At 64.1% G+C, this 25,320-nt stretch carries 35 protein-coding genes and 3 tRNA genes; 6 read left to right on the top strand and 32 right to left on the bottom strand.

Annotated features, from left to right (window positions below):
- Nucleotides 1-24: 24 nt before the first annotated feature.
- A complete protein-coding gene (gene folD / locus C167_RS0117600) occupies nt 25-879 on the bottom strand; it encodes a bifunctional methylenetetrahydrofolate dehydrogenase/methenyltetrahydrofolate cyclohydrolase FolD (RefSeq protein ID WP_026079132.1) in 855 nt (284 codons plus the stop codon).
- Nucleotides 880-1,141: 262 nt separating this feature from the next.
- On the opposite strand from folD, the gene C167_RS0117595 reads away from it, so the two are divergent.
- The 3 genes from C167_RS0117595 (at nt 1,142) to C167_RS0117585 (ending at nt 1,462) form a co-directional block, all read left to right on the top strand.
- Nucleotides 1,142-1,218, top strand: a tRNA-Arg gene (locus tag C167_RS0117595).
- A gap of 31 nt (nt 1,219-1,249) precedes the next feature.
- Nucleotides 1,250-1,325, top strand: a tRNA-His gene (locus C167_RS0117590).
- Between the two features lie 52 nt (nt 1,326-1,377).
- Nucleotides 1,378-1,462, top strand: a tRNA-Leu gene (locus tag C167_RS0117585).
- Between the two features lie 134 nt (nt 1,463-1,596).
- Here the strand turns inward: C167_RS0117585 and C167_RS0117580 are convergent.
- From C167_RS0117580 to C167_RS33820, 17 genes are all read right to left on the bottom strand, one after another.
- A complete protein-coding gene (locus C167_RS0117580) occupies nt 1,597-2,763 on the bottom strand; it encodes an Arm DNA-binding domain-containing protein (protein WP_017519606.1) in 1,167 nt (388 codons plus the stop codon).
- A 90-nt stretch (nt 2,764-2,853) separates the two neighbouring features.
- Nucleotides 2,854-3,030, bottom strand: a complete 177-nt coding sequence (locus C167_RS34880) for a DUF7696 family protein (RefSeq protein WP_017519605.1) — start codon at nt 3,028-3,030, stop codon at nt 2,854-2,856.
- Entirely contained in the window at nt 3,027-3,647 is a 621-nt protein-coding gene (locus tag C167_RS0117570; RefSeq protein ID WP_017519604.1) for a hypothetical protein, read from the bottom strand. The genes C167_RS34880 and C167_RS0117570 overlap by 4 nt, the downstream gene beginning before the upstream one ends.
- On the bottom strand, nt 3,640-4,020 hold the full coding sequence (locus tag C167_RS0117565) for an ASCH domain-containing protein (protein WP_017519603.1): 381 nt from the start codon (nt 4,018-4,020) through the stop codon (nt 3,640-3,642). Before C167_RS0117565 ends, C167_RS0117570 begins: the two co-directional genes overlap by 8 nt.
- A complete protein-coding gene (locus tag C167_RS0117560; RefSeq protein ID WP_017519602.1) occupies nt 4,017-4,235 on the bottom strand; it encodes a hypothetical protein in 219 nt (72 codons plus the stop codon). The genes C167_RS0117565 and C167_RS0117560 overlap by 4 nt, the downstream gene beginning before the upstream one ends.
- The gene (locus tag C167_RS0117555; RefSeq protein WP_017519601.1) at nt 4,225-4,434 is read right to left on the bottom strand and encodes a hypothetical protein; all 210 of its coding nucleotides are present in this window, start codon (nt 4,432-4,434) and stop codon (nt 4,225-4,227) included. The genes C167_RS0117560 and C167_RS0117555 overlap by 11 nt, the downstream gene beginning before the upstream one ends.
- Nucleotides 4,431-4,871: a hypothetical protein gene (locus C167_RS0117550; protein WP_017519600.1), complete on the bottom strand. Its 441-nt coding sequence runs from the start codon at nt 4,869-4,871 to the stop codon at nt 4,431-4,433. Before C167_RS0117550 ends, C167_RS0117555 begins: the two co-directional genes overlap by 4 nt.
- Nucleotides 4,872-4,930: 59 nt before the next feature.
- Entirely contained in the window at nt 4,931-5,890 is a 960-nt protein-coding gene (locus C167_RS0117545; RefSeq protein ID WP_017519599.1) for a hypothetical protein, read from the bottom strand.
- Between the two features lie 69 nt (nt 5,891-5,959).
- On the bottom strand, nt 5,960-6,352 hold the full coding sequence (locus C167_RS0117540; protein WP_017519598.1) for a hypothetical protein: 393 nt from the start codon (nt 6,350-6,352) through the stop codon (nt 5,960-5,962).
- Nucleotides 6,349-6,936 (bottom strand): hypothetical protein, encoded by a 588-nt coding sequence (locus C167_RS0117535; protein WP_017519597.1) that lies wholly within the window; start codon nt 6,934-6,936, stop codon nt 6,349-6,351. The genes C167_RS0117540 and C167_RS0117535 overlap by 4 nt, the downstream gene beginning before the upstream one ends.
- 47 nt (nt 6,937-6,983) lie before the next feature.
- Nucleotides 6,984-7,814, bottom strand: a complete 831-nt coding sequence (locus C167_RS0117530; protein WP_017519596.1) for a hypothetical protein — start codon at nt 7,812-7,814, stop codon at nt 6,984-6,986.
- Between the two features lie 45 nt (nt 7,815-7,859).
- A complete protein-coding gene (locus C167_RS0117525) occupies nt 7,860-10,583 on the bottom strand; it encodes a toprim domain-containing protein (protein WP_017519595.1) in 2,724 nt (907 codons plus the stop codon).
- Entirely contained in the window at nt 10,580-10,816 is a 237-nt protein-coding gene (locus C167_RS0117520) for a hypothetical protein (RefSeq protein ID WP_017519594.1), read from the bottom strand. The genes C167_RS0117525 and C167_RS0117520 overlap by 4 nt, the downstream gene beginning before the upstream one ends.
- A 69-nt stretch (nt 10,817-10,885) precedes the next feature.
- The gene (locus tag C167_RS33350; protein ID WP_017519593.1) at nt 10,886-11,194 is read right to left on the bottom strand and encodes a hypothetical protein; all 309 of its coding nucleotides are present in this window, start codon (nt 11,192-11,194) and stop codon (nt 10,886-10,888) included.
- Nucleotides 11,191-11,490, bottom strand: a complete 300-nt coding sequence (locus C167_RS0117510; RefSeq protein ID WP_017519592.1) for an ogr/Delta-like zinc finger family protein — start codon at nt 11,488-11,490, stop codon at nt 11,191-11,193. The genes C167_RS33350 and C167_RS0117510 overlap by 4 nt, the downstream gene beginning before the upstream one ends.
- Nucleotides 11,487-11,960, bottom strand: coding sequence for a YmfL family putative regulatory protein (locus C167_RS0117505; protein ID WP_017519591.1), 474 nt, complete (start codon nt 11,958-11,960; stop codon nt 11,487-11,489). The genes C167_RS0117510 and C167_RS0117505 overlap by 4 nt, the downstream gene beginning before the upstream one ends.
- Before the next feature lie 29 nt (nt 11,961-11,989).
- On the bottom strand, nt 11,990-12,190 hold the full coding sequence (locus tag C167_RS33820; RefSeq protein ID WP_017519590.1) for a DNA-binding protein: 201 nt from the start codon (nt 12,188-12,190) through the stop codon (nt 11,990-11,992).
- An 85-nt stretch (nt 12,191-12,275) separates the two neighbouring features.
- Here C167_RS33820 and C167_RS0117500 point away from each other — a divergent pair, with 85 nt between their 5' ends.
- The 3 genes from C167_RS0117500 (at nt 12,276) to C167_RS34550 (ending at nt 13,406) form a co-directional block, all read left to right on the top strand.
- On the top strand, nt 12,276-12,626 hold the full coding sequence (locus tag C167_RS0117500; RefSeq protein ID WP_017519589.1) for a helix-turn-helix domain-containing protein: 351 nt from the start codon (nt 12,276-12,278) through the stop codon (nt 12,624-12,626).
- Between the two features lie 29 nt (nt 12,627-12,655).
- Nucleotides 12,656-13,093 carry a hypothetical protein gene (locus tag C167_RS0117495; RefSeq protein WP_017519588.1) on the top strand — a complete coding sequence of 146 codons (438 nt, stop codon included), beginning with the start codon at nt 12,656-12,658 and terminating at the stop codon, nt 13,091-13,093.
- Between the two features lie 136 nt (nt 13,094-13,229).
- The gene (locus tag C167_RS34550) at nt 13,230-13,406 is read left to right on the top strand and encodes a hypothetical protein (RefSeq protein ID WP_017519587.1); all 177 of its coding nucleotides are present in this window, start codon (nt 13,230-13,232) and stop codon (nt 13,404-13,406) included.
- Between the two features lie 35 nt (nt 13,407-13,441).
- Here the strand turns inward: C167_RS34550 and C167_RS0117485 are convergent, their stop codons facing one another.
- From C167_RS0117485 to C167_RS0117420, 14 genes are all read right to left on the bottom strand, one after another.
- Nucleotides 13,442-14,701, bottom strand: a complete 1,260-nt coding sequence (locus tag C167_RS0117485; protein ID WP_026079130.1) for a phage late control D family protein — start codon at nt 14,699-14,701, stop codon at nt 13,442-13,444.
- Nucleotides 14,702-14,703: 2 nt separating this feature from the next.
- A complete protein-coding gene (locus C167_RS0117480; RefSeq protein WP_017519585.1) occupies nt 14,704-15,144 on the bottom strand; it encodes a phage tail protein in 441 nt (146 codons plus the stop codon).
- Nucleotides 15,145-15,150: 6 nt separating this feature from the next.
- Complete coding sequence (locus C167_RS0117475) at nt 15,151-17,889, bottom strand: phage tail tape measure protein (RefSeq protein ID WP_017519584.1); 2,739 nt, start codon at nt 17,887-17,889, stop codon at nt 15,151-15,153.
- Nucleotides 17,879-17,998, bottom strand: a complete 120-nt coding sequence (locus tag C167_RS33815; RefSeq protein ID WP_017519583.1) for a GpE family phage tail protein — start codon at nt 17,996-17,998, stop codon at nt 17,879-17,881. Before C167_RS33815 ends, C167_RS0117475 begins: the two co-directional genes overlap by 11 nt.
- 8 nt (nt 17,999-18,006) lie before the next feature.
- Nucleotides 18,007-18,354, bottom strand: a complete 348-nt coding sequence (locus tag C167_RS0117465) for a phage tail assembly protein (RefSeq protein ID WP_017519582.1) — start codon at nt 18,352-18,354, stop codon at nt 18,007-18,009.
- 79 nt (nt 18,355-18,433) lie between these two features.
- Nucleotides 18,434-18,949 (bottom strand): phage major tail tube protein, encoded by a 516-nt coding sequence (locus C167_RS0117460; protein ID WP_017519581.1) that lies wholly within the window; start codon nt 18,947-18,949, stop codon nt 18,434-18,436.
- 55 nt (nt 18,950-19,004) lie between these two features.
- Nucleotides 19,005-20,177: a phage tail sheath protein gene (locus C167_RS0117455; RefSeq protein WP_017519580.1), complete on the bottom strand. Its 1,173-nt coding sequence runs from the start codon at nt 20,175-20,177 to the stop codon at nt 19,005-19,007.
- 101 nt (nt 20,178-20,278) lie between these two features.
- Nucleotides 20,279-20,647: a DUF1353 domain-containing protein gene (locus C167_RS0117450; RefSeq protein WP_017519579.1), complete on the bottom strand. Its 369-nt coding sequence runs from the start codon at nt 20,645-20,647 to the stop codon at nt 20,279-20,281.
- Entirely contained in the window at nt 20,644-21,168 is a 525-nt protein-coding gene (locus C167_RS0117445; protein WP_017519578.1) for a DUF4376 domain-containing protein, read from the bottom strand. Before C167_RS0117445 ends, C167_RS0117450 begins: the two co-directional genes overlap by 4 nt.
- Before the next feature lie 3 nt (nt 21,169-21,171).
- Complete coding sequence (locus tag C167_RS33345; RefSeq protein WP_017519577.1) at nt 21,172-22,839, bottom strand: phage tail protein; 1,668 nt, start codon at nt 22,837-22,839, stop codon at nt 21,172-21,174.
- The gene (locus C167_RS0117435; protein ID WP_017519576.1) at nt 22,830-23,456 is read right to left on the bottom strand and encodes a phage tail protein I; all 627 of its coding nucleotides are present in this window, start codon (nt 23,454-23,456) and stop codon (nt 22,830-22,832) included. The genes C167_RS33345 and C167_RS0117435 overlap by 10 nt, the downstream gene beginning before the upstream one ends.
- The gene (locus tag C167_RS0117430) at nt 23,456-24,370 is read right to left on the bottom strand and encodes a baseplate J/gp47 family protein (RefSeq protein WP_017519575.1); all 915 of its coding nucleotides are present in this window, start codon (nt 24,368-24,370) and stop codon (nt 23,456-23,458) included. Before C167_RS0117430 ends, C167_RS0117435 begins: the two co-directional genes overlap by 1 nt.
- Complete coding sequence (locus C167_RS0117425; RefSeq protein ID WP_017519574.1) at nt 24,367-24,708, bottom strand: GPW/gp25 family protein; 342 nt, start codon at nt 24,706-24,708, stop codon at nt 24,367-24,369. Before C167_RS0117425 ends, C167_RS0117430 begins: the two co-directional genes overlap by 4 nt.
- Nucleotides 24,705-25,277, bottom strand: a complete 573-nt coding sequence (locus tag C167_RS0117420; protein WP_026079129.1) for a phage baseplate assembly protein V — start codon at nt 25,275-25,277, stop codon at nt 24,705-24,707. Before C167_RS0117420 ends, C167_RS0117425 begins: the two co-directional genes overlap by 4 nt.
- Between the last annotated feature and the right edge of the window lie 43 nt (nt 25,278-25,320).

Raw genomic sequence — 25,320 nt, 5'->3', positions numbered from 1 at the left:
CTTTTTCATGCTCGTCGAAACCTGTCAGGTGTGCAGGTGTTCGGCGGCGTAGAGGGTGTTTTCCAGCAGGCAGGCGCGGGTCATCGGGCCGACGCCGCCCGGCACCGGGGTGATCCAGCTGGCGCGCTCGGCGGCCACATCGTATTCCACGTCGCCCACCAGTTTGCCGTCTTCCTGGCGGTTGATGCCCACGTCGATGACGATGGCACCCTCCTTGATCCACTCGCCCTTGACCAGGCCCGGCTTGCCGGCGGCCACGACCACCAGATCGGCGCGGCGTACGTGCTCGGCCAGGTCACGGGTGAAGCGGTGGGTTACGGTGACGGTGCAGCCGCCCAGCAGTAGTTCCAGTGCCATGGGGCGGCCGACGATGTTCGACGCGCCCACGACCACTGCGTCCATGCCGTAAAGGTCGACGCCGGTGCTTTGCAGCAGGGTCATGATGCCTTTCGGGGTACAGGGGCGCAGCAGCGGGATGCGCTGGGCCAGGCGGCCGATGTTGAAGGGATGGAAGCCGTCCACATCCTTGTCCGGGCTGATGCGTTCCAACAACTGGGAGGCGTCGAGATGGGCAGGGAGGGGCAGTTGGACGAGGATGCCGTCGATCGCCGGGTCGGCGTTCAGGCGGTCGATCAGCGCCAGCAGCTCTTGCTGTGTGGTGCTGGCGGGGAGGTCGTACGCCTGGGAGAGGAAGCCGACCTCTTCGCAGTCCTTGCGCTTGTGCGCGACATAGACCTGAGAGGCGGGGTCGCTACCGACCAGGATCACAGCCAGGCCGGGGATGCGCAGTCCTTGCTGGCGGCGTTCAGTGACGCGTTGGCCAATCTGCTGGCGGAGGCTGGCGGCGATCGCTTTGCCGTCGATCAGTTTTGCAGTCATGTCGGGGGGATAACCATTAAGGCGGGTGAAAAGAAGGCGCGCATTTTCGCACGCTGCCTCCATAAGGCAAAGGCGGGAGCCCCCGATTTGGCGTAACTCCTTTATCTCTTTGAATTTTTTTTAAAAAAGTTGTTGACGGGGTATGGCCTCGTCGATAACATGCGCCCCGCTTGCCGAGCACAGCCTGAAACACGAAAGAGGCGGTGCCAACCGATTCGGTGGTTTCCACTGGGTCTGCTTAGCAAGGGTTGCAGCCACTAAAGCGCCCGTAGCTCAGCTGGATAGAGCATCCGCCTTCTAAGCGGATGGTCGCAGGTTCGAGTCCTGCCGGGTGCGCCAAGTGGCGTTCGGTACAAGCAAGTGTAATATGGTGGGCGTAGCTCAGTTGGTAGAGCACAGGATTGTGGCTCCTGGTGTCGTGGGTTCGATTCCCATCGTCCACCCCATATTCCGAAGCGCCAGGCCCAGAGCCTGGCGTTTTCGTTTCTGCGGTACCCTGCGGACGTGGTGAAATTGGTAGACACGCCGGATTTAGGTTCCGGTGGCGCAAGCTGTGAGAGTTCGAGTCTCTCCGTCCGCACCAAGTAAGCACTTGTTCTACAAAGGGAAATTCTCAGAGCACCTCGAAATGGGAGCGCCTTGGGAACACTTTGGGAACGGGTAACGAAAAAAGGCAGCCTTTGCAGGGCTGCCTTTTCTCGTTTCTGGGCGGTGGATTCAGAGCTTCAGCGCGTGCTCGAGCAGGCCGATCATGTCGGGGCCGTCCTGGTTGATCCACTTGCCGTAGTGGCGCCAGATCATAGCGGTGGACGTGTGGCCCATCTGGTCAGCGATCCAATCCAGCGGCACCACACCGGACGTCAGCAGTTGGCTGGCATACGTATGCCGGCAGTTGTTCGGGCCGCGGTACCGAACGCCCGCTTTCTCCAGGTGAGGCTTCCACCAACGCTGCAGCAGGATGTCGGAGCTGGTGTGCGCCGCCCGGGTGGCGGAGTTGTGAAAGACAAACCGGACCATCTGTCGCTTTTTCGTCTTGTTGTCCCGGTCGGTGACCTCGATTTCGACGGGCGGTAGGTTGGCCGTCCGCGCCTTCTGCTCCTGCAGCGCCTCCAGGGCTGGCTTCAGCAGCCGAATCTCGCGCGTTGAGCGGCGGGTCTTGGTCACCTTGTAGTGGCTGCGCACCTGCGATCGCCGGAATCGCACCGTGCCGGCCTCGAGGTCGACGTCCTCCCAGGCCAGGGCTATGGCTTCAGACACGCGCGGACCGGCCCACATCATGAACTGTGCGAGGGCGACCTCCTGCCGGCGGTCTGTCTCGACGCCCAGGATGGCGGCAATTTCCTTGCGGTCGAACGGGTCTGCCTCATCCGGGTCCGGCAGGCGCACGGTTATGCCCTCAGTCGGGTCATGCGACGAACGGTTCCGGGTGCGGTAGAGCGTGAACACTTGGCCAAGGATGCTGATGATTTCGCGCACCGTCTTGTTGTGCAGCTTCACCATGAGGTCAGTCTGCACCCATGCCTGAAGGTCCAGGTGGTCGACCTGGTCGGCCTGGTGGGCGCCCCAGCGTGGGCGAATATGCGTCTCCACCTTGCTCTTGTGGGTGCGGAAGCCGGACGGGGCCAGCTCGTTGCGTTTGATTTCGAGCCACAGGTCCAGGTAGTGACCCAGGGTGTTGGTCTGCACCCTGGGAGAGTTCGGGAAGTGCCGGCTGTAGCTGAACGTCCCGTGCTTGATTTCGTAGTTGATGATGCCGGCCAGGCGCTCGGCATTGGCCACGTTCTCCGGTGTTGCGTCACCCGCTACAGCCTCGCGGCACAGCTCGCCCTGGTAGCGGAAGTAAACCCTGATCCGGTTGCCCCGGACCTCCACGCCATCTGCCATCTTCTTTCCCTGGTCTACAACGAATGGCCACGCTATCAAGCTGGCAAAAGAAAGGCCCGCAAGCGGGCCAAGAACTGTGGGGCGCCGTTTCTAGCGCAGATGCCACTGCCTACGCATTTCCGTGATCAGCTGCTCGACGGCGATCTCCCCACGCCGCTTTAGCATTTCCCGCAGCTCGGTGACTTTCTCCGGCGTGATGTACCCACGCTGGAGCCAGTACCGGGCCTCGCATTCCAGCATGTGCTGGCGGTCGGCCTGATCAGTCATGGAGCGTTGTTCTCCCCGCAGTTCGGGCAGTCGCTGTACACCTGCGACGCGCTGAGGAATCGGCCGCATCCTCCGCAGTTCTGCGCAGCCTGCTTAGCTCGCCGTCGTGCCGGTTTCGGTAACGCGATACCGGATTGGGCCTCCGCCTGCTTGTGATCAAGCAGCGCGGCTCGAACTACAGGGCGAGAGCGCTCCACGATATAGCCGCATGGCCACAGCTCGAACCCTTGGTGCTTGTAGCTGGCAGCGTCAGACGCTGCGGGGTGGATTGCATCCTCGAGGTTCGCGGTCGGTCCTTTGCCTCCGACCCATACAAGGTCGTTGCCGTCCCACTCGCGTGCGTAGGACACATAGACGCGGCGGTCTTCGTCTCGGTAGGCCTCCGCTTCCGACCTGGTCAGGTATTGGCAGTCGACGCCGATTTCCGCCAGGCGCCGGACATAGGAAACGGGCCAGGGCAGGTCGGTGTCGCGGTTCTCGAACTTCCTTAGCGCGCGATCGAGGGTGAATTGCTCGGCTTGGTCCAGGTTCGAGGTGTAGCCGCCGCCGAGGTTCCAGAACATGGCGCGAGTTCCGGTGTTGCTGCGGCTGTCCTGCAGGTAGAAGAGGTCAGACATGGCACACCTCTGGGTAGTCGACGTCGAAGAAGCCCAGGCGACCCTTCAACGGGAGGAATGGGAGCGGGTTGGCGTCAGCCAGCTCAAACCCGAATTTGCCGAAGAACCACCGCGAAGGGCTGTGGGTTACGCAGCCGGTGATGGTGGCCACACCGACGATGCCGCCGCGCTCCAACTCGTGCGGCGCCGGGATGGTGATGCCCTGCAGCTGAGCGAGGTCGCGGGCGTCTTCGTAATCCTCGCGGGTCATCCCTTTGGATGCGTGCACTAGGAATGGGCCACGGTGGCGCGTGGGCCAATCCCGATTCTCGACAGGCTTGAACCCTTGGACGATCAGCCATGCCCAGGGCTGGCGGATGCTCAGTGCTTTCATGCCTGCTCTCCTGGATGGGTGAAGGTGGTCCGCTCGCGCGGGTCGATCAGGTCGCGCTCTTTCTCGACCAGCAGCTCAGGGGCAAGCCCTAGCTTTTTGGCCATCGCCTCGGCGGCATGGCGTGCGCTGATGGTGTTGCTGGTGGTGCCTTTCAGGCCCTTGGCGGTGGCCACATAGGTGCCGGTGGTGTACCGGCAGCGGATTTCAACGGGCATAGCGACGGCTCCCCTGGGTTTTCTTGGCGGCGATGTTCTCCATGTAGGTGGCCCATTCGGCCGTTTTGGTCTGCTGGCGGAGGCGGCTGCAGCGGGCATGCTTGCGGGTAGAGCGGGCCTTGCCGCAGATGTCGCAGATGCTGGGCAGGTCCAGGCTGTGGCTGGCCATGGTCGGGCGGATGCGGTTGCAGGTCTTCATACGTCACCGCCTTGCACGACAGGGGAAGCCTGCTGCAGCAGGGCCTGCATGTACTCAATCGCCTGGAAGGCGTCGTCGTGGGAGCCGCTGAACACTTCGCGGGCCGTTTGTGCTGCACGGTTAACCGAGGCCTGCCAATCTTCTGGCTGTTCGTCCGCCTCCCAGCCCAACCTGTTGCGTCGCTCCATCAGATCCAGCGCCTTGCGCGCCTTGGCGCTCAGCTCCGGGGTGATGCCACAATCACCATCGGCCACGTAGTTGACGAACTCCAGCAGGGCGTCACCGGCCGCCAGTTCATGGCCGCGTGCCCAGCTGACTACCTCACCGCCGTCGACGGTGCGCGGGACTTCCTTGCCCGTGGCGCCGCAAATGACGATGGTGTCGTAGCGCGGTGTGATAGCCTTTTCGGCGCTGACTTCGGGGGTTTGTACTTGCATGGTGCTTCTCCTTGGGGTTGGTCAGGCCCTGCCGGGTTGCCGCCCGGCGGGGCCTTCTTTTAGGCGGCGACGTAGCCGCCTGGGGTCTTGTGCAGCACGCCGAGTTCGGCGGCTTGCTGCAGGAGCTTGGTGGCCTTGCTGCTGCCTATCCGCAGCTCCTTCGCCACTTGCCGTACTGCCACCTTGGTGCCGCTCTCTGTTCCGGCGATGAGTTGCTGAAGCACTGGCGGCAGGCCGTTCTCAGCGCCCGATTCCGGGGCCGTTTCCGCGCGGTTCTCGCCGCGTTCCTCTGGCTGTTTCTGTTTCTCGGTTACTGCTACCGGGGAGCGTTCCGCTGTGGATGCGGGGCGGAGCGCGGAGAGAATGAGGGCGGGGACCACTTCCAGCGCGGCGGCGAAGCCGAGGCAAAGAAGGGTGGCCAGCCCCAGGGGCAGGCCCGCTGCCTTGGTTGGCTTCGCGAGCAGGGCTGTCAGCTCCTGAGAGGCGATATCTCGGCGAACCTGAGCTTCGCCACGCTCCGCGTCGATTCGAGCCATAGAGGCCGCTTCCAGCTCCAGCGCGCGGGTGACCATGCCTCGATCGCGCAGGGCGTAGGCCTGTTCGCGGATGGCGACTGCCTCGGCGTCCAGATGCTGGATGCGGGCGGCATCGGCGTCGCGCTGCTCGACCAGGTCGGCCTGGCGCTGTACCTGGCGCGCCTGCTGCTCCGCGCGGCTGGTGATGATCGAGGTCATGAGGCGGTCGTAGCTCGCCCAGGCGGACACGCCGCCCAGGGCGAGGGCGCTGCCCATCATCAGCAGTGCGCACACGGTGCGTCGCATCTCCAGAAGGCTGAGAGCGAAGGGCCAGGCCACGTACTTGAACAGGTCCAGGACTACTGCTGCCGACGCGAACAGGACCGCCAGCAAGGTGTTCTCGATGAGCGCGGCGATCGCCAGTGCCACGGAAGTGGCGGTCACGCCTGCCAGGGCTGTGACCATTGCCAGCAGGGCCCAGCGGTGCTGATGAAGTTGGTGCATGGTGCTTCTCCTTGGGTCAGGCCCTGGTGAGTCGCCGCTCGCCGGGGCCTTTTTGCTTCCGTCTGACTGTCAGCTGAGCCGGTACATCTTTTCGCCGGACATCACGTAGAAGTTCACGTCGCTCAGGCGGTACACGCCGCCGGGGCCGCCGTGCACTACGTAGTCGTCGTAGGGCGCCTTGCCGACGCGAACCTCGAAGAACTTGTCGGTTTGGTGCGCATGCGGGCTGGACTTCCTGAGCTTCGCGTAGAGCTGCTGGCCTCTGGGTTTGCAGCCGTCTGGGCCGTGAGCAGCTTCGAAGCCGAGCCAGGCGCAGCGTGTTTCCAGAGACAGGAAGGTCGCTCCGTCGTCGCTCATGGCGAGGTCGTAGCCGCGAGGCTTGGCCCAGTTGGCGAAGGCCAGCCGCTGGTTCAACTGGTCGCTCAGCAGCTGCTGTGCGGTGATCTGTTGAATCCCGGTCATGCCTTCTCTCCCAGCTTCGCTGCGCGTGCTGCCTCGTATTCGCTGGGGAGGATTTCGACCGCGCCCGTAATCCAGCCAGCAGAGGCCTTGCCAGCTCGCTTTTGGGAAAGGTGATGTGCCTCGTTGATTTCGAATCCGAGGCAGAAATAGGCGGTGCCAAGGTGAACAAACTTGATCCCGCCGCACAGCAGCAGATTTCCGGTGTTCACGTTGAGGCGCTCCCAGTAGATGTGGGTGCTGAGTCGCTCCGGGCAGTTGGCGCGCCACAGGTCAACCAGGCGCTCGTGCTCGGCCCGAATGCCGGCCCGCTGCTCCTTCGTGATGCCTTTCGGAGGCTTTGCCGCGACCCGAAGCGAGCGGAAGCCCCATTCGTCTTGTCGGCGCCAGTGGGCATCGAGGGCCGTGTCAGCGGGGAGCTTCACGCCGCCTGCGAAATGGGAGGTGACATCGCGCATGGGGGCGATGGCGCCGCCGAACAACTGGCCGAGTGCGGTCAGTTGCTTGTCCAGTTGTGCCTTGGCTTCGTAGAAGTCCAGAACGATGGATACCACGTCTGGATTCTGCGACTTGTAGTAGTGCTGCATGGTGCTTCTCCTTGGGGGCCAGCGTTGCCGCGCCGGGGGTATGGGGGTCAGTGGTCGCTGGTGCCGGCCATCAGCGCTTTCTGAGTGACGTGGTCCCAGGCCATATCGCTGACCAGAGCGTGAGCTTCGTGGATCGCGCGCTCTGGAATGGCGTACAGGTCGGCCAGCAGATCGAGCAGCACGCGCAACTGGGCGTGATTGCGTGCGACTGTGTCGCTGATGTCGTTCTCGGTGTCTTCCTTCAGGCTGTCGACATAGGCGCCAACGTGGCCGAGGCGGTATGCCACCTGCTCGCGGTTTGCCTGGACGGTGGTGAGAAAATCGGTGAAGTCGCCCAGGTGCAGGTCATACAGAGCCTGGACAGCCTTGTGGTGGGCATCGGTGCGTGGCTGGGGCAGAAGATGAAGATTGACGATGCGTTGGTTCAGTACCTGCTGCTCACACCCAACGAATGCCAGAGCGCCCTTGAACGTGAATCCCTCCAAGGTGTGATCGCCGACTCGGCGAACCACGGCGCCGCCTGTGTAGCACTGGCTCAGGGCGTTCCAGTCGTATCCGACTTCGCCATAGCCGATTTCCTCGAGCACCACAGGGCGATTCACTGTGCGGGCCAGGATGGCCAGCAACGCCCCCATACTGCAGGTACTGAGGGTCTTGGTTTCTGAGTCGGTGGAACCGGCCAGCTTCCACAGATTGTTCACCAGGGTGGACTTGCCCACGGCAGCCATGCCGGTGATCTCTAGGATGGGATAGCTGGTCTGCCACTCACGAATACGCTGTGCATGGAAGGCGCCTGCCCACCATGCGAGCGCGACCAGTCCAGATGGACCGAAAGCGGTGATGAACAGGTCGAGCCATTTCGGGGTTTGCTTTTGCATGGTGCTTCTCCTTCGGGTTGATGACAGGGCGTTGCCGCGCCCTGGTCAGGCTTCGAATACCCAGCACTTCACCGTGCTGGGCTTCGAGAACATGCTGTTGTTGCTGGACTGCGCAGCGCGCACGGCGCTGTCGACGGCCTTGTAGTCGATGAACTTGTGCCGGCGGGATTCCTTCAGCAGGTCGCGCAAGGTCGTGGCGTCGGCGACCTTCTGGCGGTGCTCGGCGGCGAGCTTCACGAACTCGTTGAGGTTGATGGCGATGGTTTCCGGCTTCTTGCTGTGGTTCAGCACCGGGCCTTCATGGGTGTTCTCCAGGTACTCGAAGACTTCCCAGAACTCCGCCACTTCCGGTGCGTCGGCGTTGACAGCGGCTTGCCGCTCCAGGGCCATGGTGAGCAGGGCCTGCTGAGCGCTGGTGTGCTGGTGGTCGGTGAGCGGCACCACCAGGCGCAGGGCGTCGACCAGGGCCATCAACATGGCGTGGTTGAGGATCAGGCGCTCGATGCGGATTTGCTTGAGGCCGCGCAGGGTGGCCATGTGCACCTTGATCCGCTCGCGGAAGCACTCCAACACCTTGCCTTCAGCGCGGATTGCCTTGAGCAGGAAGTGGCTCACGTCCATCACGCCCAGGTGGTTGAGGTTGTCGGCCGCGGCCTGGCTCTCGCGGGTAATGTCCGGACGGGTGAAATGCAGCTTCACGATGCGGGTCATGATCGCCTCGGACGCCACCACGGTGGCGTTCTGGCTCATCACCAGGGAGCCACGGAAGGGCGGCTCGTAGGTTTCGTTGCCGGCTGTCTTCTGGCCCGTTACACCCAGGGAGCGGCCGTTGAACAGCGGCTTGAACTCATCCCAGTCGAAGGCCTTGGCGGCAGCGCCGGAGCGGCTGTTGTCGCTGCGGTCGGCCTCGAGCAGCACCATGGGCATGTTCGAGAGCTGGGTCAGCCAGCGGCGCAGGCCAGCCTTGGTCATCTTCGACGGGTCCTGGCCTTCCTCGTCGGCGCGGCCCAGCAGCTTCCAGAGGAACGTGATCAGCGTTGACTTGCCGGCGCCGGCCTCGCCTGTGGCTTCCAGGAAGGGGTACGACTGGAACTCCGCGCGAATCTGCTCGGCGAACAGCGAACCGAACCAGAACGCCAGGGCGATGAGGCCCTTGCTGCCAAAGCAAATCCACAGCCAGTCGAGCCACTGGCCTTTGTATTCCTTATCGTCGGTGCCGATCTGTAGCTTGATGGAGCGCTGCAGGGTCTTCAGGCGCAGCTTCTGGAACTCGAAGTAGTCCTCGGCGTTGGCCTTTTCCAGAACGCCGCCGCGCACTGCCACATCGCCCAGGACGTAACACTGGTATTCGCGGCTGTAGCCCAGGTAGTCGATGGTGGCTACGGTCTTCAGGCCGGTCAGCTGGAGCTTCATGATCTGGTCCAGCTGGTTGCCGCTGCCGGTGTAGATCGCACCTGCGGCAACGCCCAGCAGACGCTTCTTGAACTCGCTGGCAGCGGCCACCTGGGCGCTGGTGAAGGTGTTCTTCACCGGCTCGTCATCGGGGCGGTCGACGCGGAAGTAGTACCAGCTCTCGTCGGTGACCTCGTTGCGCTGGAAGTACAGGGCCTGGGGGTAGCAGTTGGCGATTTCCACCACGCCGCCGGCCTCCTGCAAGGCCTTGTCGCGCATCTGCTTCTGGTTGAGCAGCTGGTCGTCGTGGTTCTCGCTGCCCTCGAGGAGCTGCATAGCGCGGTTGAACTTCTCAATGTCGAGCTTGAACCAGTACAGGCGGTTGCCGAACCGGAAATGGAATTCGCCGCGCTTGCTCCAGTCGTACATCAGCAGCGCCTTGTCCGCGGCGCTGTCTGCGATTAACAGGGCGCCCTCATGGCGGGCCGACTTGAGGTCCTTCTCGATCTGCTTCGCACGCTCGGCGGTGTCGTCGATGAACATCCAGCGCTGGTGAAGGTCGTTCCAGTCGATCTTGCGGTTGCCGCGCTGGGTGATCTGCGCGGCTTCGCACACGTAGCCCAGGGCGCGGGCTTCCTTCACATGGCGACGGGTGTAGTAGTGCGCCCCGGGCTCGTTATCCAGGGCCCAGATGAGCTTGGGCAGCTTGCCGCCGCGCATGGCCGCCAGCTCCCGCAGCGACTGCTCGGGGAAGGCGTTGGAGCTCATGGCGGACACGACCGCCAGGCCGTGATGCAACAGCGCGATCGCGTCGAAGATGCCCTCGACGATCCACAGCTCTTTCACCTCGAGCAGGTCAATGCAGGGCGGGCACCACCACACGCCGCGTGGGCTCTCGCCGGTCTTGAAGCGAGCCTTCTTCTTTCCGAAGCGGTGGGGCTGGTCGATCAGACGCTCCCAGTAGCCGCCCTTGGCCAGCGCAAAGCGCACCGTGGCACTACCAATGTTGAGGTCGCGGTCCCAGTAGCGTTCCTGGGTGTACCAGCCCTCGATGAGCTTCAGGTCGAAGCCGCGGGCGTGGGTGAGGTAGGCCTTCGCTGAGGCCTCCGGCTCCTTGTCGGTCGACGGCGCGCGCTTGCTCCAGTCGTCGAACAGTTCGGGGAAAATCTCCTTGATGTGCCAGCTCTCGCCGCACTTGCTCTCGCGTCCGCAGCGGATGAACCAGGGGTTATCCGAGAGGGTGAACAGCTCCTTCTTCAGGCAGGCCGGGCACTCGCCCTTGCGCATGTACTTGGTGCCCTTCATGGGCTTCAGCCCGAACTGCTGCTCGAGCTTGCCGAGGACTTCCTGCCGCAGCACGTTATCCATGTCCTTCATGCCGGCAGCCCTTTGAGTTGGCTGCGCAGCTCGCGCACGCTGCGCACCAGGCCGACGATGTGCGGGTGGTCCTCGAAGATGCGCTTTGCCCGGAAGCCCTGCGGGGTGAAGCGGTAGCGATCGTCGAACCAGAACTCAGCCATGGCCAGTTCGTACTGGCGAACCAGCCAGGTCAGGTAGCTCTGCGCCTGCTGCTGATCGACCGTGACGGTGATGGAAATGTCGCCATTCATGGCGGATACCTCGAAATCAGGGCGTAACTTGCCCAAACCCACGCAAGGCGTGGACTGGGAGTGGGTAGGTCAGGGGTGTTCGGGGCGTTCGATGATTCGGCGCAGGGTGCTCAGGCGCGTCGCAACGCCTCCAAGCCCCATGTCTCGGTCGACCATGTCGAAGCACGGCGCGCTGAAGTGGTCGTTCCAGGCGAGCTGGCAGAGCTGCTGGGAGAGGAACACCGGGACGTCCAGCGCGTTGACCAGGTGCTGCACGCACGCGGTGAAGAGCTGGTCGTCACCCGTCAGATACTGGGCACGGTGCCGCTCCAGGTAGGCGAACGCGGCGGACTGCATGAAGGTGCGGTAATCATCAGCATTGATCGGCTGCGGGTTCATGCCGTGGCCTCCATGGGCAGGGTGTCGAGCAGGTCCAACTGATCGGACTTGGCGCGGGCTTCGCGCAGGGCCTTCATCCGTGTAACCGAAGGGGCAACAGGCAACTGCACCCGTGGCTTGTCCAGCCCGGACGGGCTGAGTTCGTAGTCCCAGGACTGCGAGCCGGCGAAGGTCGCGCCACAGGCGACATTCATGCACTGACCCCAGATACTCCGGCAGATGGGGCTCTCGCCCTCGCTGTTGCGGATACGCAGCTTGCCGCCACAGGCGGGGCACACCAGCTTGTAGACGCTCATGCCTTGCTCCCGTCGCTGTGCACGGTGATCACGGCCAGCACCTCGCCGTGACGCTCCGCCAGGTAGTCGGCGTGGGCTTTGAGAATTAGCCTCGCCTCGTCGTCCTCGATCACGCCGTCTTCGAGGGCCTTCTCGATGATGAGGTCAACCGCGCCACGCTTCACCGAGGCGCGCACGGAACGGCTGTACAGATCGACGTTGTCGACCGTCTCAGGGTCCGGCAGGGCGACGAACATGCCGCCGTACAGGTGGGCGATGTAGTCCGGCAGGTAGTGGGTGCCGGCGTCCTGCTCGAGCACGAGCAGTTGCTCGTCGGTGAGCGGGCGGCTGCCGGCGGACTCGTAGGCGTGGTTGTCGAACTTCTTGAGGTCCATGCCCAGGCGGGCAGCGGCACACTCGCGACCACCAGGAAAGGCCCCGATGATGGCTTGGACGACCTTGCGGCGGCTGTCTAGGAAGTTGCGTTTCATCTTCTGGTTTTCCCCCGGGGCCGCTGCCACTACTGTGAAATCACGCCGTCTTTGATGCCGAGCAGGACCGCAGCGCGGTGTGCTTGGCCCCGTCGGCCTTTCTTGCGTCCATTCAAAAGGTCGCTGACCAAATTTTTGTTCAACGAATGCAACCGACAGAACTCAGCGATGCTGACACCTTCACGGTCTAGGTTCTGGCGTGCTTGCTCGGGTGTAAGGAGGGCGGGCATAGTGTGTTCGTCTGTGTTTGTTCGTGTTTACGTGTCGGAATTCTTGAGCAGAAAACTGTTCAAGTCAACTGGATTGAGCAAAAAAATGGTCATTGCTGACGGGGTGGGCGTTCGCCTGCGGGAAGAGCGCGAGCGTCTTTCGCTGAATCAGACTGACTTCGGCGCCCTGGGCGGGGTGAGTCGGGGAACACAAAAGGCCTATGAACTGGAGTCCAGTTCGCCGGATGTGCGCTACCTGAAAGCGCTGGAAGTTGCGGGAGTGGACTGTGGGTATGTCCTGACCGCGATCCGCGCTGGGAACGACGGCCTCGCCATTTCAGAAAGTGAGCAGCGCCTGCTCTCGTACTTCCGCCAGATTCCCGAGATAGACCGCCCAAGCTTCGAGCGTATGGCTCACGCCATGGCGTTGGCGGGTGGTTTCCCCGGCACGGACTGACCTTCGCTTATCTGTTCCAGGGAGGAACCATGCGCACCATCATCCGCACTCTGTTCGCAGTCCCCGCCGCAATGCTCGCCCTGTCGGCCAGTGCCGACGTCAGCCAGGTCAACGAGGCCGATCTGCTCAAGACCCTAGGCAAGCCTGTCGAGAAGAAGGTCGAGAAGGACGACGGCTGTAACCTCACCCGCTACAAGTTCCTGAACAAGGTCGTCGGCGTCACGGTCGAGTTCCGCTGCGATCGCCTGAATGTGGCGTGGGTCAACACCGACGCCGCCGATGTGGCTGAGCAGGTGAAGCAGAACCGCGAGCTGGCAACCAAGGCCGTGGCGGCGCTGAGCGGTGGCGACGGTCATGAGGTCGCCCAGGCCGTTGGCGGCGAGGTCTTCCGGGGTAAGAGCTTGCTGAGCAACCTGGAGCTGCGCGGAAGCTGCACGGGCGACTACTGCCTGCTCACCTTCCGCTAATCGGATAGCTAGACGATTGGACGTGCCGCCTGGCTGGTGGCACGCCGCAGCATGCTGAGAATGGGTCGCTCCCCCCGGGCGGTAGGACGTCGGCAAGGTGCCGGCGGGCGCCCGAGGATGTGAGGGAGTACGAACCATGGAGCAACGCAAACTGCCGGCCCCCGCTGTCACTCAGAAGCCCCCGCAGACCGATCGACTGAATGCCCTTGAGCTGTCGCTGTTGCGCGGCTTCCGGCGCTTGAAGCCGGTCGATCAGGCGGCGGTATTCAGGTTGATGGATGGCCTGGTGGCGCTCACGGAACTGGAAAACTGAGCGGGCCCCCGGTGTTTCACCGGGGGCTTTTCGCTTCAGGATGCAGACTCAGCCTGCAACCGCTTCCACTCACGCGCTGCAGCGCGCTGCGCATTCTTCTGGTTCACGTACAGGTGCCGCAGGCGGCGCGGCCGGGTCTGGTCGCCCTCGGTGACTTTCTTCTCGGTACCGGTCTTGCTGTCGCGGTAGAACGCGACGATGCCGGTGTAGTCGCCGCGCTCGTCGGTGGCCAGGTCTTCGACCAGGTCCTCGGGTAGCTTGCTCTCCAGCTCGAGGCTGGTGACGAATCCCTCATCGGCGCTCAGGCGGTGCTGGATATTGCCGCCGTACCAGACGATGGCGTCGATCTCGGGTTTCACGCCCTGCAGGCTGTAGGTGAGTTCCGGGATCAGGTCGGCGCGGCCTCGCGCCAGGCTGTAGCTGAGCGTGGCGCTGCCGCGTTGAATCCGTCGCCATTCCGAGCGCGTCGCGCGCAGGGCGCTCTGCCGATCGCTGTAGGTGTGCCGCAGGTTCTTCAGGTTGTCGCCGCTGCCGGTGATGGCTTCCTGCTTCTTGGCGCTGTTGACGTCGTAGTAGTAGGCGCGCACGCCGTCGTAGCTGTCGCGATCGGCCAGCAGGTAGCGGTGGCCATCCCCATCTGCGCGCACCAGGGTGATGTGCGGCAGGGCCAGCCCGCTGACACTCTTGCCGCCGCCCGCCGGCATGCACACCAGGCAGCCGGCCTTGACGGTGGCCACGGCGTCGAAATCTTCGCCCAGGCGGGTCAACAGGTTGGCGTCGGATTCGTTGGCCTGGTCCAGCTGGGGAATAACCAGTTGCTTCAGGTCGTCGGTGATGCGCAGGTCGAGCTGGTTGCGTTGCGCGACGTCGGTCAGTACCTGGCCGAGGGTGGTGTCGCTCCAGCTGCGCTCGCGCTTCACCTTCAACGCCTTGCGCAGGTCCGCGCTGCGCGCGCGGATGCCGAGCAGGTCCGGTGCGCCGCTGTGCTCGAGCTCGTCGACGGTGTAGGTGCCTTTATCCACCAGGCCTGTGTCACTCCAGCCGAGCCACAGGCGCAGCACGGCGCCTTTCGGGGGGATGGATAGCAGGCCGTCATGGTCGCTGAGGCTGATGCTCAGCTGGTCGGCCTCGATGCCGCGGTTGTCGGTCAGCTCCAGGGTGATGAGCCGGGGGCTAATCAATTGAGCGATATCGGCGCCGTCGACGCTGAGGCGGAAGATCGGCACGGGGTAGTTGGCTTCGCGCAAGTAGTCGTCGGCGACACTGCGGACGTAGCCAATGGCGCTGTCGGCCAGGCTCACAGGACCGCCCGCAGGATGCTGCCGGCGCTGCCGGTAAGGGCGCCGAGCAGGTCGACGCGGCCGTCGTCGATGCGCTTGAGCTCGAGGCTAAATTCAATGCGCCGCGGGGCGCCATCGGGGAAGAACAGGGCCCTGGTCTCGGTGATCTTCTCGATCACCCACAGGCCCCGAATTCGCCCGTTGCCCTCTACCAGGGGCCAGGCCTTGCCGGTATCCGCCATCTGTCGCAGGGCGTCGAGGCTGAGCATGCTTCCGGCCAGTTCCGGCAGCAGGATGCCGGGCAGCTTGATGGTGTCCTCGCCGCGACCGACGAACTGGTGCGCAGGACCTGCTCCGACGCGGTTTGTGGAAGGGTGGCGCCACTCGGTGTCCTGCTGGAGTTCCTGATAGGCGAGGGTGTGCAGGCTGAAGACGAACATGCCCAGGGACATCATCATGGTCGGTTACTCCCGGTCACCCAGGCGGGAGCGCACGCGCGCGGCCTTGTTGCGTTCACGCTCATCGAGCATCTGCTCGAGCATGCGGCGCAATCCGGCTATATCGGTGCTTGGGCCAGCCTGGATGGTGATCTGGTAGGTGTCGCCCATGATCGTTGGCGCCGTCGAAGCTGCGCTGATCGGTGGGCGCTCGTCGATGGCCACGGCCGATCCAGCGCCGCCCAGTACCAGGGCGCCGGCCGCGGCGAGTCGCTTGCCCATCTCGTTGATAGCGCTCAAGGGCTCGCTCTGGCCCTTGGTGATGCCAAGGGCGAGGCCGGCGGTGGTGAAGCCCCCCAGCTCCGCGAAGACGCGGCTTGGCGAGTGGATGTCCAGCTTCTCCTTGAACCAGGCGATGGTGGAGTCGCCCATGTTGCCGATCGCGTCCTTGAGGGCGCCGAGCTTCGAGGTGATGCCGTTGATGAGGCCGTCGAGGATCATGCTGCCGAACTCGGTGAACTTGCCGGGCAGCTCCACGCCGAAGTAGCTCATCACACCCGCGAAGGCTCGGTAAAACAGGCCCAGCGGGGTGAAGTTCAGAATAGCTCTGGCCATCCCGCCGACCCCGTTATTGGCATCCGTTTGGAGTTCCTGCCACAGGGTCAGAGCGTAGGTCCTGACTTCGCTGATCTTCGAGCTGATGCCGTTGATGAGTCCGTCGAGGATCATGCTACCGAACTCACTGAACCGGCCCGGCAGTTCGATCCCGAAATACCCCATCACTCCCGCGAAAGCGCGGTAGAACAAGCCCAGCGGGCTGAAGTTGAGGATGAGGCGGGCAATACCTCCAATACCGCTATTGGCATCGGTCTGAAACTCCTGCCAGAGACCGCTGAAGTAAGCCTTCACTTTGTCCCAGTTGGCGTAGATCAGGTAGGCCGCAGCGGCCAGGGCAACTACCGCAGCAATCACCGCCAGGATGGGCCAGAGCGCGGCATTGGTTGCAACGCCAAGGATGGCCATGCCGTAGCGGATCACCGCCAGGGGCCCGACGAGGCCGCCGAGCGTAACCGCCAGTGCGCCACCAGCGAAGGCGAGCCCGGAAATCACCGCGACGATCTTCAACAGGCCGCCGGCCAGGCGCGGGTTCTCTCGCGCCCAGGTGCCGATCTTGTTGGCGAGGTCGCCGACCCAGTTGATCAGCTCCTTCAGCTCAGGGGCGACGGCAGCGCCGAACTCCGCCATAGCGTTGGTCCAGCTGCCCTGGGCGGCCTCCCAGGTGTTGGCCAGCGTCTTGAGTTGGGAGTCGACGCGGGTGCGCAGGTCGGCCTGAGCCTTGACCTTGTCCGCGACCTCGCGGTAGCCGGCCAGCCCCTTGTTCATGAGGGTGTTGAGGGTGGTGAGCGTCTCGCTGTCGTCGCCGAACAGGTCTTTGGTGACCATGAGACGGTCTTCGGTGCTCAGCGTCTTAAGCTGGTCCAGTTGGGCGAACAGCTTTTCCATGCCGCCGAACTCGCCCTTGCCGTCGCTGAAGTCAAAGCGGATTTTCGAGCCGCGCATCTGGAACATTTCGTTGACGTCTTTGATCTTGTCGACGTTCAGCGAGCCTTGGAAGATTTTGCGGAAGGCGTTGCCCGCGGCGCTGCCCTCCAGGCCGGCCTGGTCCATCATGACCAGCAGCGGGGTGAAGGCCTCAGTGGCCTCCAGGCCTTGTTTCCTGAGAATGTCCATGGCCGGGGAAATCTTGCTGAAGCCCTGCAGCATGTTGGTGGGGTCTACCCCGAGGTAGTAGGCCCGCTGGATGCTGTCCATCAGCTTCATCATGTCCTTCTCGGACGTGCGGGTAGCGTCCTGCATCTTTGCCGCGAACTCGGCGGCGGCTTCCACCGGCATCTGCAACTGAACGCCCAGGTAGGCGGCAGCCTCGCCGGTACCGCCCAGGATCGACTGCGCGCTCAGGCCCTGGCGGCGCAGCATGGTCATCATGTTCTGGAAGTCGGCGGTGGTGCCCGGGAGCTTGTCGCCGAGCTGGGTTGCGAGGTCAGTGATCTTCTGGAACTCAGCCGGCACGCTCCCGTCTGCCTGCATCATCGACGCCTTGAGCTGGGTAGCAGCGTCTTCGTTGGGGGCGAATGCCTGAACCGCGGCGTTCAGCGGGCGGCTGGCGGCGTAGCCCACGCCCAGAGCAGCGGCACCGCCGGCAGCCATGCCTCCGGCCAAGCGCTGAGCGCGATCGAGGTCGCCACGCGCCTTGGCCATGGCCTGCTGGCGTCGATTGACCTCCTGCAGCCTGCGTCCCTGCTCGCTGATCGTGGCGTTGGTGGCGGCGATCTGCTTGCTCAGTGCGCGCTCACCTTCCTGGAATTTGCGGGTGTCGATGCCGGCGGCGGCCAGGCGCCCGCGTAGCGCCTGCACGGCCTGGCTCTGGCTGTCGTGCTGCTGCTTCAGGCGCTGGGATTCGCGGATCGCGCGCTGATACTCGCGCGTCATCGCCCTGGTGGGAGGGCCCGCCGCATTCATGGAGCGGGCGAGACTGGCGATCTTCGCCTGGTTGGCATCCATGGCGCGGCTGGTCTGCTCGAGTGCAGCTCGCTGGGTTCGCCAGGCGCTGGTGTCGGCTTGGGTGGCGTTGAGCTCCTTGATCCGCTCACGGGCGGCCTTTAGCGACTTGGCCGTGGCGCCACTGCCCTGGGTGATCCGCTTCAATGGCCCGAGGGCCTTGTCGATCACGTTGAGCAGCACGCGCAACTGCAGGTCATTCGCCATCGGTGGAGCTCCTTACCCGGGCGCGCTCACGCCATTCCATCAGTTCCGAGATGGACAGCCGGTCCATGTCGGCCGGCGCCCAGTGAAAGACCACGGCCAGGTCAGCCATGGCGTCCTCTACCCGAGCAGGTAGGCCGCTCGCACCCGCTTCTGCAGCAAAAAATCGCTCACCTTGGCGCCGCAGGCGAGCAGGTCGGCCGGCTCCATTGCAGTGACTTCTGCCTCGGTGACGGCGGGACTGCTGATGCGCGGCAGCAGCTTGATGAGACTCTGCACGTCCATTTGCAGCAGGGTGGCCATTTGCAGCCCGCGCAGCTCGCCCGACTGCGGCTTGCGCAGGGTGAGGCGGTCAATTTCCGCGGTGCCGCGTTTGATTGGGGTGTCGAGCACCACGACGTTGTCTGGAATGGTTTCTTCCAGCGGGGCTTCGAGCTGGGCGGCGGCTTGAGTGTCGAGATCGTTCATGAGGGCTCCTTGGTTTGAAAAAGGTGCGGCCGGCGGCGCCATCCCTGGCACCTACTCGGCCGCAAAGGTGGTGCGAAGGTCAGATGCCGATGGCTTTGCGTTGCTCGGCGAGCATGTCCTTGCCGTCGACCTTTTCGATGAAGTTGAGCAGGTCGATCTCGACGATTTCCTCGCCGCCGACGATGAGCTTGTAGTAGCTGCAGGTGATCGTGAACTTGTGCTCGGTGTCCTCGCCGGGCTTGGCATCGCCCATGTCGATTTCCTTCACTCGGCCGCGGGCAACGACCTCCACCGCGGTGACTTCGCCGGTATCGTCCTGCTGGTAGGCACCGGCCCAGCGCAGAGGCACGGCAGTCGCGCTGGCAGCGGCGAATTGCTTGATGCCGATCACGTCCAGGCCGCCCTGGGTGAACTCGACGATGATGCCGTCGTCGCTGAAGCCGAGGTCAGCTTCCACCGGGCCGTTCATACCGCCGCCGCGGTACGACTCCATCTTGCGGGCCAGCTTGGGCAGGGTGACCGCTTTCGACACGCCGAGGTAGCTGTTGGCGTCGTTGAAGAGGTTCATATTCTTGAGTTTGCGCGGCATGGCCATGGCTGGGCTCTCCGAGGTTCAGCGCAAACCCTCCCGCGCAGGGGAGGGCGCGGGATCAGGCGTTGATACGGCTGGCGAAGTCGACCAGATACGTGTCGGTGATTTTCTGCTGGAACTCCAGGTCTTCCAGCGGCGGTACCGGCGTGTATTCGTAGCTGACCTTCAGCTTGCCGGCATTGAGCGTGGTGGCATCGTTGAGGCTCTCGTCGTACCAGGCGTCGAAGCCCATGAGGTAGCCATTGGCGACCATTTCGCGTCCTTTGGCTTTCAGCCCTTCGATGATGTCGCGCACCAGGGTCGGGTGCATGGGCTTGTCGACAGCCCAGAAGTGCCCATCGGCCATGGTGTCCGCCAGCACCTGGGCGGTGCGGGTGTAGTTCTCGAAGGCGAAGAGCGGGTCTTCCGAGCAGGTGCGCGAACCCCAGAAGCGGTAACCGCTTTCGTTGATCAGCGTGGTGACGTCGGCCTCATTGAGGTAGTCGCTGTCGGTGGCGGTGCTTTGCAGGTCCCAGTAGACGTCGGCGCTGATGCCGGTCACGCCGTTGACGGCGACGTTGGACAGGGTTTTGTGCCAGCCGACTTCCTGGTCGATCTTCGCGCGCAGGCCCAGGGCCAGGGCGACGGCAGGCGCGGTGACGGTCGTGTTGGTGGTGGTGTCCCAGCGCTGGAACTCCGGCCAGATGACCATCACTTCCCTGGCGCCGAAACCCTCGCGGTAGGTGGTGGCTTCTTCCTTGGTCTTGGCGCCATAGGCGGAGACGTAGGCGAATGCACGGAGCTTCTGGGCCAGCGCGACCAGGGCAGTGGCCACCGGCAGGCTATCCAGGCCAGGCACACCGAGAATGCGCGGGCTGAAGCCGAACTTCTGCTTGGAACTCTGCAGGGCCTTCATGCCGGTGTACTTGCCATCGGCAGTGGTGGTGCCCACTAGGTTGCTGGTGGTGGCGGCATCGTCCTCGCCTTTCGCGACGCGCACGACGATGGTGAAGGCATTGGTCTGGTCGGCGATCGCCTGCAGAGTCGCCGCCAAGGTGCCGTTGGTGCCGGCTTTGCCGACAGCGGCTTGGACGTTGGTGATCAGTACGGCTTCGTCGAGCGGGAAGAAGTCGGCGTCGGCGTCTTCAGCGACGGCTACCAGGCCGATGACGGCAGTGCTGACGGTGCGGATCGGGCGGATGCCGTCGTTCTTCTCAACGACGCGCACACCGTGATGATATTGGTCGGGCATGGGCCTGTGCCTGTACGGGTGGATGACAGTGCACAGGCTGCCGCGCGCGCGCGGCCGGGGCGAGCGGGTCACCCTGTAGCGGCAGGCGCTACAGGGCGACGTCAGAAGGAATCGGGGTCGCGGTAGTGCGATGAGCCGCCGAGGCGAACGCCGGCCCACATGAGCCAGGCCCGCCACCGGGCTATGCCGGTCGCACGCAGTGCCTCGCGGAATATCCGGTCAGCGCTCTTACGCGGCACCAGGCCGCTGGAGTAGAGCCAGTCGTGCAAGGTGGCAGCGGCGTGGCCATAGGCGCCGACCAGGTCGAAGACGACCGGCAGGCGCGGCACGCTGGCGAAGTCCGTTTCGAAGCCTCGGGCGACGGCAATGCGCCCGTGCTCAGCGTCCTCGTAGACGAACTCGCTCAGCAGCTTCCAGGTCTTGCGGTCGCCCTGCAGTTCAACCTGCAGGGCTGTCAGGAAGCGGCTCATGCCGGCCAGCCCTGGTCGAGCTGGTCGTCGGTGTAGGTGCCTGCCGCCAGCGCATCGAGCAGTGCGGCTTCGCGGTCGAAACAGGCCTGCACATGGGCGCGCATGGCGCTGGCGATAGCGATGATCTGCTGCGCGTCCAGGTCGATGAAGCCCTCAACCGTTTTCCATTGGCAGCTGTACGCCGAGTCGATCACAGCCGCCAGCGCGGCGCCGGTGACCAGGGCCTGGCTGTCGCGGCCGGTGTCTAACGGCATGCCGTTGACGACGATACCGGCGGTTTCTGCCTCGAAGCGACGATCTGCAATCAACCGAGCGATTGTTGCAGGCGAGCTATCCGGGATGATGTCGACAAGTTCGGGCGCGCCATCGGCGCCTTCTACAATGCGCTTCCCGAGGCTTTGGCCCTCCAACAGCTCGGCGTGGCGGGTGTAGGAAATCTCTACCGCGTCGTCAGGAATTTCGCCGTAATGAATGGCGGAGTCAAAAAAGCCGCAGCGAGAGGGGCTGAAGAAGATGCTCATTGGTTATCTCCCAAAGGCGATATAGGACGCTTGTAAGCTTGCGGCGGTCGCCATGCTGGTTCCCCAAACGATCTGACCGGTAGTCAGGCCTGCTGCTACTTGCGTGGGCGTCGTGAAGAGGTTGGTGCCGGTGTTCGAAGCAGTCACCCAAAGCACCTGGTTGGGGAATGCAATTGGCAGGGTGAAGGCCACGGCGGTGCCGGCGGTGTAGTTGGCCGGGCAAGGCACCATGCCCCATTGCATGATCAAACCACCGGGTAGCTTCTGGTAACCATTGGCTGCCAGACTCGCGCCGAAATCAGCGTTCTTCCCGAGTCCGCAGGTTGACTGCACGCTCTGCCAGGTGGTGTCGGTCACCGCCACCATGGTGATGCTTTGTCCTGCCAGGACCGCAATCGATGCCACTCCGCCTGTGGAAATATGGTTCAGCTGGGCACCTGCACCCGGGAGGATCGTGAGTGTCGAAAGTGTCGTGAAGATCGTGACAGCTGCACCGGCAATTAGACCCAGGCTGGCCGGCGTTGGCATGGTGTAGTTAAAGCTCCCGGCCGCAACGAACAGCGCCTTGCCGATGTCATCGAGCACCATGTTTCGAGACGCTACGACGCTCCCATAGCCAGCGAACGAGCCCAGCGCACGCTGCACAAAGGCCGTCGTGGCGAGCGAGGTGTCGTTGTCAAACTGGGCCGGCGTCGGCGCTTTGGGATCTCCGGTGAACAGCGGCGAGGCCGTTGGCGCCAGAGGTGCAACGGCAGCCGCGACGAAGGCGGCGGTAGCTAGTTGCTGGGTGTTGGTCCCAGGTGCAGCGGTTGGAGCAGTCGGTGTGCCGGTGAGGGCAGGCGAGGCGAGTCGGGCGAGGCCGTTGGTAATGTCCTGGAATACCAGGGCGGTTGTACCCACCACGATGGGGGCATCGGTGATGAGCTGCCAGACTGTGTCGGCCTGGATGGCGCCGCTTTCCACCGAGACAGTGAGAGAGGGCGTTACTTCGGCGTTTTCGTCAGCGTCCGCGCTGCGCGCCCAGGCTCCCGCCGCGGCGACATAGATGCCGTTCTGACTTCCGGTCGCCTGGTTCTTCACCAGCACCCGATCACCCGCTACCAGCACCACGCCATCCACAGTGGGCAGGCCGTTGAGCGCGATGCTCGCGGTGGTGGCCGCCCGCACGGACGCCTTCGCGTCCTGGCGGTTGATCGCAGTCACAATGGCGGTGTCGACGTACTCGCGCGTGGCCAGCACGACACTGGGGTCGATCTTCAGCTCGACAGCCCCGGTGTTGTTGACGATGAGCACCATGCGCACGGTCTGGGTGCGTCCGCTGCCCTCGGCGAGCTGCGGCTTGTAGGACGGCGCGCAGTTGGCGATGGCGATCAGCGCCCCGGTGTTGTCCAGCAGGCCGATTTCCCGAATCCACCAGCCTCCCACCGTCTCCGGGATGACCTGTTCGGCGATGACCTGTGAGGCGTTGCTCGGGTCGATCTTGAGTTGATTCAACGGCGCGCGGCGCACTTCATTGACCAGGGCGGTGCGGTTGGCATCGGGGACCGGGACGTTGCCGGCGCCGTCGCCCACGGCCATCTGGGTAATCTGTAGGGTAGTGCCGAGGGCGGCAGCGTTGGCCAGCTTGGCCGCGCCGACGTTGGTGAGAAGTGCGTAATAGGTCACTGCCATGGGTAGACGCTCACAGTGTCGATGGTGTGTTCGCGGCCCGGCATGCCAAGCGTGCCGGTGACCTCGATCGTGTCGGGGAGGTAGGGGTAGACGGTCAGGGTGTCGCCGTCGTAGTGGCCGGCGGTGACTGGCACTCGCCCTTGCACTTCGAGGCTGATGTCGAGCCCGATCAGATGGCGGGTGAGCGGCTTGGCATCGTCGATCAGCCAGGTGAGCTCGGCGTACATCTCGTCGGTGATGCCCGCCTCAAGAACGCCGACGACCAGGGCGAAGGTGCCTGGGACGCCCTGGGGGGTGAGCTGCCACCACTCGCGGACCTCGATCAGGTAGCCGAGCGGTTCCACCACGCGGCGAAGGGCGCCGATGGTGCCCTTGCGGGAGTGGATGAAGTAGGCGGAGCGGATCGCCGAGCGCTTCGCGGCCTCGGGCCAGGTGCTATCCCAGCGGTCGACCGAGAAGGCCCAGGCCAGGTACGGCAGCAGTTTCACCGGGCAGGTGTCGGGGTTGACCAGCTTGCGCAGCGGGATCGGCACGCGCTGAATCTCGGCGAGGGCCTGAGCGGCCAGGCGCTCCAGTTGGGTGGAGTTGCCTGGCAGCAGCGGGTAGAAGGCCCCCATCAGTCGTCACCCACGGACAGGTGAACTGCGGTGCAGTAGGGTGCCTGGGCCTCGGTGGCGACGATGTCAGCCCAGCCGACCAGCTCGACCTTGCGCACGCCCTCGACGTGCAGCGCAGCATGGACGGCTGACTCTGACACTTCCATGCCCAGCCGGCGGCGTTGGTGCACGTAGGCCAGCAACGCGGTTTCCGCTGCATCAAGGATCGGCTCGGACTCAGGGCCGGCGCTCTGCAGGTACAAGGTGGCGGTGATGCTGTAGGGGACTACGGTCGCCGCCTGTACGGTAAGGCGGTCGGCGACCGGCCTACGGTCGTCGTCACTGAGGTAGGTTTTCACCACAGCGACCAGGTCAGCAGGCGCACTGCCGTCCACGGTGTTGCCCTGGACGGTAACCACCACCACCGCGGGCGACGGGCTGACCGCCGATGCATCGGCGACGCGGCCATCTGCGGCGCGAGCGTGGAAGATGTAGCTGTTCCGTGGCCCGGCAGTGCTCAACCCCTCCCAGGCCATCTGGGCGCGTTCGCGCAAGCTGTCGTCGTCCTCGAGGACCTCGGCGACTGGTGGAACGGCAGTCGCGTCGCCTGGCGTTACGACCAGGCGCTTGACGTTGTAGTTGGCGGCGAGCTGCTCAAGGTCGCTGCCCGAGGCATAGGCCAGCATGTTGGCGAGCGACGCCTCATTGACCCGCTGCCGCCAGATGACCTCGCGGTAGGCGTTTTCCTCGAGCAGCTTGGTGAGGGGCTCCGACTCCAGCTCCAGTCGCGCGGCGATCTCTGCTTGCTGATCTGCCGGATAGAGGCTGACCAGGTACGCCTTGCGCTCGGCGAGGATGGTCTCGAAGTCGATCGAGTCGACCACTTGGGGAACTGGCAGCTGGCTCAGATCAATGGCGCTAAAAGTCGTGCTCATGCGGCCCCCAGGCTGAGCGGAATGCTGATGTTCTGCCGTTCGTTGCTGTCGACGAGGGTTCCCTCGAGCAGCAGCACCACGCGGCCTTGCAGGCTCACTCCGGTGAACTGCACGCGGCTGATGCGAATGCGCGGCTCCCAGCGCATCAGCGCCATGACCGTGGCGGCGTAGACGCGCAGGCGCGTGGCGTCGTTGAAGGGCTGGTCGACCAGGTCAGGCAGCTGGCTGCCGTATTCGCGGCGCATGCAGCGGGTACCGATGCGGGTCATGAGCACGTCGGCGATGCTCTGCCGAATGTGCTCGATCGTGCCGAGGCTGCTGCCGGTGATGCGGTTCATTTCGGAGCTCCCGTGTTGCTGCCGCCGATCTGCACGCCGCCGTGTACGTGGTGCACCAGGCTGATGCCAGCGGTGACGACGTCGACGGTGACCTCGACGTTGCCGGTTACGTGCTGGTTGCCGGTCTGGATGAGGTCGCCATCAAGGGTGATGTCGCCGACGATGTGCACGCCGCCGTCGCTGATCAGCTCTGTGCTCCCTCCGCCTGGAAGATGGGCGCGTAGATGGTGCGCCTGGCTGTCGTACTCGATCACGGCGCCGTCTGAGTAGGTGCGGCGGTGAAGCTTGGCGCGGTCACCGTTGGCGGGGTGTGCATCGCTGAACACGCCGAGGATTGCGACTCCATTGGCCAACTGACCGGAGGGGCTGAGCAACACTACCTGCTCATTGACCGTAGGAGGGTCCCACTCGCGGTCGTCTCCGGCGCGTGCAGCTGGCCATGGCAACCAGCCGGTAAGCAGGTCGCCGGTTTGTACGCGGACGCGCGCCTTGATCAGGTCGACTTCGGCAATGGTGCCGATGCGGATCAGGTTCTCGATGAGGCGGGCGAGTTCGGCATAGTCAGTCATGGCGCCGAGCATGGCGCTCACGCGCGCGCGACGCAGCCGCGCG

It is taken from the genome of Pseudomonas nitroreducens TX1 (assembly GCF_000313755.1).
In the GTDB taxonomy this organism is placed as follows: domain Bacteria; phylum Pseudomonadota; class Gammaproteobacteria; order Pseudomonadales; family Pseudomonadaceae; genus Pseudomonas; species Pseudomonas nitroreducens_A.
Note: the sequence above shows the minus strand (reverse complement) of the source record. Positions and strands in the feature narration are given on the sequence as shown.

Bases quoted from the DNA above. Each gene is read 5' to 3' on its own strand.
- folD (WP_026079132.1), bottom strand. From the start codon at position 879: ATGACTGCAAAACTGATCGACGGCAAAGCGATCGCCGCCAGCCTCCGC.
- C167_RS0117580 (WP_017519606.1), bottom strand. From the start codon at position 2,763: ATGGCAGATGGCGTGGAGGTCCGGGGCAACCGGATCAGGGTTTACTTC.
- C167_RS34880 (WP_017519605.1), bottom strand. From the start codon at position 3,030: ATGACTGATCAGGCCGACCGCCAGCACATGCTGGAATGCGAGGCCCGG.
- C167_RS0117570 (WP_017519604.1), bottom strand. From the start codon at position 3,647: ATGTCTGACCTCTTCTACCTGCAGGACAGCCGCAGCAACACCGGAACT.
- C167_RS0117565 (WP_017519603.1), bottom strand. From the start codon at position 4,020: ATGAAAGCACTGAGCATCCGCCAGCCCTGGGCATGGCTGATCGTCCAA.
- C167_RS0117560 (WP_017519602.1), bottom strand. From the start codon at position 4,235: ATGCCCGTTGAAATCCGCTGCCGGTACACCACCGGCACCTATGTGGCC.
- C167_RS0117555 (WP_017519601.1), bottom strand. From the start codon at position 4,434: ATGAAGACCTGCAACCGCATCCGCCCGACCATGGCCAGCCACAGCCTG.
- C167_RS0117550 (WP_017519600.1), bottom strand. From the start codon at position 4,871: ATGCAAGTACAAACCCCCGAAGTCAGCGCCGAAAAGGCTATCACACCG.
- C167_RS0117545 (WP_017519599.1), bottom strand. From the start codon at position 5,890: ATGCACCAACTTCATCAGCACCGCTGGGCCCTGCTGGCAATGGTCACA.
- C167_RS0117540 (WP_017519598.1), bottom strand. From the start codon at position 6,352: ATGACCGGGATTCAACAGATCACCGCACAGCAGCTGCTGAGCGACCAG.
- C167_RS0117535 (WP_017519597.1), bottom strand. From the start codon at position 6,936: ATGCAGCACTACTACAAGTCGCAGAATCCAGACGTGGTATCCATCGTT.
- C167_RS0117530 (WP_017519596.1), bottom strand. From the start codon at position 7,814: ATGCAAAAGCAAACCCCGAAATGGCTCGACCTGTTCATCACCGCTTTC.
- C167_RS0117525 (WP_017519595.1), bottom strand. From the start codon at position 10,583: ATGAAGGACATGGATAACGTGCTGCGGCAGGAAGTCCTCGGCAAGCTC.
- C167_RS0117520 (WP_017519594.1), bottom strand. From the start codon at position 10,816: ATGAATGGCGACATTTCCATCACCGTCACGGTCGATCAGCAGCAGGCG.
- C167_RS33350 (WP_017519593.1), bottom strand. From the start codon at position 11,194: ATGAACCCGCAGCCGATCAATGCTGATGATTACCGCACCTTCATGCAG.
- C167_RS0117510 (WP_017519592.1), bottom strand. From the start codon at position 11,490: ATGAGCGTCTACAAGCTGGTGTGCCCCGCCTGTGGCGGCAAGCTGCGT.
- C167_RS0117505 (WP_017519591.1), bottom strand. From the start codon at position 11,960: ATGAAACGCAACTTCCTAGACAGCCGCCGCAAGGTCGTCCAAGCCATC.
- C167_RS33820 (WP_017519590.1), bottom strand. From the start codon at position 12,190: ATGCCCGCCCTCCTTACACCCGAGCAAGCACGCCAGAACCTAGACCGT.
- C167_RS0117500 (WP_017519589.1), top strand. From the start codon at position 12,276: ATGGTCATTGCTGACGGGGTGGGCGTTCGCCTGCGGGAAGAGCGCGAG.
- C167_RS0117495 (WP_017519588.1), top strand. From the start codon at position 12,656: ATGCGCACCATCATCCGCACTCTGTTCGCAGTCCCCGCCGCAATGCTC.
- C167_RS34550 (WP_017519587.1), top strand. From the start codon at position 13,230: ATGGAGCAACGCAAACTGCCGGCCCCCGCTGTCACTCAGAAGCCCCCG.
- C167_RS0117480 (WP_017519585.1), bottom strand. From the start codon at position 15,144: ATGATGATGTCCCTGGGCATGTTCGTCTTCAGCCTGCACACCCTCGCC.
- C167_RS0117475 (WP_017519584.1), bottom strand. From the start codon at position 17,889: ATGGCGAATGACCTGCAGTTGCGCGTGCTGCTCAACGTGATCGACAAG.
- C167_RS33815 (WP_017519583.1), bottom strand. From the start codon at position 17,998: ATGGCTGACCTGGCCGTGGTCTTTCACTGGGCGCCGGCCGACATGGAC.
- C167_RS0117465 (WP_017519582.1), bottom strand. From the start codon at position 18,354: ATGAACGATCTCGACACTCAAGCCGCCGCCCAGCTCGAAGCCCCGCTG.
- C167_RS0117460 (WP_017519581.1), bottom strand. From the start codon at position 18,949: ATGGCCATGCCGCGCAAACTCAAGAATATGAACCTCTTCAACGACGCC.
- C167_RS0117455 (WP_017519580.1), bottom strand. From the start codon at position 20,177: ATGCCCGACCAATATCATCACGGTGTGCGCGTCGTTGAGAAGAACGAC.
- C167_RS0117450 (WP_017519579.1), bottom strand. From the start codon at position 20,647: ATGAGCCGCTTCCTGACAGCCCTGCAGGTTGAACTGCAGGGCGACCGC.
- C167_RS0117445 (WP_017519578.1), bottom strand. From the start codon at position 21,168: ATGAGCATCTTCTTCAGCCCCTCTCGCTGCGGCTTTTTTGACTCCGCC.
- C167_RS33345 (WP_017519577.1), bottom strand. From the start codon at position 22,839: ATGGCAGTGACCTATTACGCACTTCTCACCAACGTCGGCGCGGCCAAG.
- C167_RS0117435 (WP_017519576.1), bottom strand. From the start codon at position 23,456: ATGGGGGCCTTCTACCCGCTGCTGCCAGGCAACTCCACCCAACTGGAG.
- C167_RS0117430 (WP_017519575.1), bottom strand. From the start codon at position 24,370: ATGAGCACGACTTTTAGCGCCATTGATCTGAGCCAGCTGCCAGTTCCC.
- C167_RS0117425 (WP_017519574.1), bottom strand. From the start codon at position 24,708: ATGAACCGCATCACCGGCAGCAGCCTCGGCACGATCGAGCACATTCGG.
- C167_RS0117420 (WP_026079129.1), bottom strand. From the start codon at position 25,277: ATGACTGACTATGCCGAACTCGCCCGCCTCATCGAGAACCTGATCCGC.